This window comes from Blastomonas sp., from assembly GCF_041747255.1.
In the GTDB taxonomy this organism is placed as follows: domain Bacteria; phylum Pseudomonadota; class Alphaproteobacteria; order Sphingomonadales; family Sphingomonadaceae; genus Blastomonas.
The window spans coordinates 1-2,681 of record NZ_JBGTFM010000239.1 but is presented as its reverse complement, the minus strand read 5'-3'; the positions used below and the strand labels follow the sequence as shown (position 1 = coordinate 2,681).

General features: G+C 64.6%; 2 protein-coding genes. Both read left to right on the top strand.

Going from position 1 to position 2,681, the window contains the following annotated elements:
• The first annotated feature begins 91 nt into the window (after positions 1–91).
• On the top strand, positions 92–1,300 hold the full coding sequence (locus tag ACEW8G_RS08440) for a phage major capsid protein (protein WP_373487983.1): 1,209 nt from the start codon (positions 92–94) through the stop codon (positions 1,298–1,300).
• Between the two features lie 118 nt (positions 1,301–1,418).
• Positions 1,419–2,639: a tail fiber domain-containing protein gene (locus tag ACEW8G_RS08435; protein ID WP_373487982.1), complete on the top strand. Its 1,221-nt coding sequence runs from the start codon at positions 1,419–1,421 to the stop codon at positions 2,637–2,639.
• Positions 2,640–2,681: the final 42 nt, after the last annotated feature.

The following is a 2,681-nucleotide window of genomic DNA, read 5'->3' as shown; positions in this document are numbered from 1 at the left end:
TGAAACCATTTGCCCATCTGCCCCGCTCCGGCGGGGTTTTTTGTGTCTGAAATCCGGGCGTGGTGCCCGTATCACCTGAAAGGAATATTTTATGGAAATGCCCCCCGACCCCGCGCAGTTCAAAGCGGATGCCGATCCGCTGGCCGCGTCGTTTGATGCGATTTTGCAGACCGAAGAGCATGGCGAGCGCATTGCCGCGCTGGAAACCGGCCTTGATGGCGTGAAGGCCGACATCGCCGATGTGAAAGGCCAGAGCGCCACACTGCAGGAGCGCATTGAGCGGCTCGCCCGCCTGTCGGGCCGTCCGACGCTAGGCGGCGAAGGTGACGCGCGTGCGCCCGAAACCAAGAGCTTTGTCGATCGCTATCTGCGTCGCGGACTGGAAAGCGAGATCAAGAGCTTTGCCGCGACCACCGGCCCCGAAGGCGGCTATGCGGTGCCGCGCGAGATCGATGCGCTGATCGGCCGGACGCTCGCCGACATCTCGCCGATCCGCAGCATCGCCACCGTGGTGCAGACCGGCACGGCGGGCTATCGCAAGCTGGTGACCACCGGCGGCACGCCGTCGGGCTGGGTCAGCGAGATTGCGGCGCGGCCCGAAACCGATACGCCGGCCTTTGCTGAAATCGCGCCGCCGACTGGAGAGCTTTACGCCAATCCGGCAGCCAGCCAGGCGATGCTTGACGATGCCGCGTTCGATGTCGAAAGCTGGCTGGCCAGCGAGATCGCGGAGGAGTTTGCGCGCGCAGAAGGTGCAGCCTTTGTCGGCGGAAGCGGCACCAACCAGCCGCGCGGCTTCCTGACCGGCACGCCCACCCCGCAGGTCGATGGGGTGCGTGCCTTTGGCACGCTGCAATATGTGGCGGCAGGCGCGGAGGGCAATTTCGCTGCAGCTGATCCGCAGGACCGGCTGGTCGATCTGGTGCACGCGCTGCGCCCCGCCTATCGGCAGGGGGCATCGTTCGTGATGAACTCCAGCACGCTGGCGCGCATCCGCAAGCTCAAGAGCGATGATGGCGCATTTCTGTGGCAGCCCTCGCTCGCTGCCGGCCAGCCCGCGACTCTGCTGGGCTATCCGGTGGTTGAAGCAGAGGACATGCCCGATATTGCCGCGAACAGCCTGTCGATTGCATTCGGCAACTTTCGCGCAGGCTATCTGATCGCAGAACGCAGCGCGACCAGCATCCTGCGTGATCCGTTCACCAACAAGCCGTTTGTGCATTTTTACGCCACGCGCCGGATCGGCGGGCAGGTGATGAATGCCGAAGCGATCAAGCTGATGAAGTTCGCGGCGAGCTGACCGGTTCGTCCCGCTTACTCACCCCGATTGCCGGATGCCATGCGGCGTCCGGCACGCTGCCCGCGCGGGTCCCCTGCCGCGCGGGCAGTGCTTCTTTTAGCAACAGGAAACTGCCCTGATGCCCGAACTGTTTTTTGCCGATCTTGTGCGCGAAACCAGCACCACCAGCGGACCTGGCCCTTTTGCGCTGGGTGGCGCAGCGCCTGGCCACCGCAGCTTTGCAGGCATTGTGCCGCCCGGTGGGCGTTTTCACTATGCCATTGCCGGGGTGACGCACGAGGGCGAGTGGGAAGTGGGGGTCGGCGAGATCGGCAGCGACGGCCTGCTGCAGCGCAGCCCGCTCAGCGTGTCGTCGGGCACTGGCCCGTTCGATTTTTCGGCGGGGCTTAAAACCGTAACCCTGACGGTCGCTGCTGAGTGGTTTGCCGCGCGCGATGATCGTTCCGATCACGACCATATGATCGCCGACATCTCGGGTCTTGCGGCGGCGCTCGATGGCAAGCAACCGGCAGGCAGCTACGCCGCTGCTGCCCACACGCATGATTATCTGCCGCGCGATGGCAATGGCAACTGGATCGCGCAGGAGGGCAAATTTGGCGTTGGCGTGGCGGTGCCGTTCGCAAGGATGGAAATGCGCGGCGGCGATTTCGCCTGCTACGATCAGAACCCGATCACGACAGAACTGAGCCCTGCTGGTGCGCAGATGTTTCTTGGCGACTTGAACTATACCCATCCCCTGTTTTGGAACAGTGCGCCGGGCATCGGCGCCGTTGCTGATACGACGGGAATTGCCGGTGCGTTGGGCCTGTTCAGCTATGGCGGGCTGGCCGGGGAACGTACATTGATCGCGGTTGCCAGCCACCATGGTTATCCTTCACGGGCTTTTTCGCCGGGGTCAGACGATCTGATCGGGCTGGGCCGCGCGTCGCATCGCTGGGCGCTGGTCCACGCCGCCAGCGGCACCATCAATACGTCCGATGAACGCGAGAAGCATTGGCGTGGGAGCATGCGCGAGGCCGAATATCGGGCTGGGCTCGATATCGCGGCGGCGCTCGGGTTTTTTCAATGGACATCGGCGGTTGCGGCCAAGGGCGTTGATGCAGCGCGGCTGCATTTTGGGCCAAAGGCGCAGCAGGCGTTCGCGATCATGGAAAGCCACGGGCTCGATTGGCGGCGCTATGGCTGGTGCTGCCACGATGTCTGGGAAGACGCCGAGGGCACGCATGACCGGTATGGCATCCGCCCTGACCAGCTGGCTTTGTTCCTGATCGCCGTGCTGGCGCGCCAGATGGCCGCGATGACCCCGGTCGAGTCCGGAGCGCCCGATGCTGCGGGGTGACGCGATCGGCTTCATGCCCGTCGCCAGCGGCAGCAGCCGGCG

What these genes read in the sequence shown, in the direction of transcription:
- ACEW8G_RS08435 (WP_373487982.1), top strand. Translation starts at nt 1,419, where the DNA reads ATGCCCGAACTGTTTTTTGCCGATCTTGTGCGCGAAACCAGCACCACC.
- ACEW8G_RS08440 (WP_373487983.1), top strand. Translation starts at nt 92, where the DNA reads ATGGAAATGCCCCCCGACCCCGCGCAGTTCAAAGCGGATGCCGATCCG.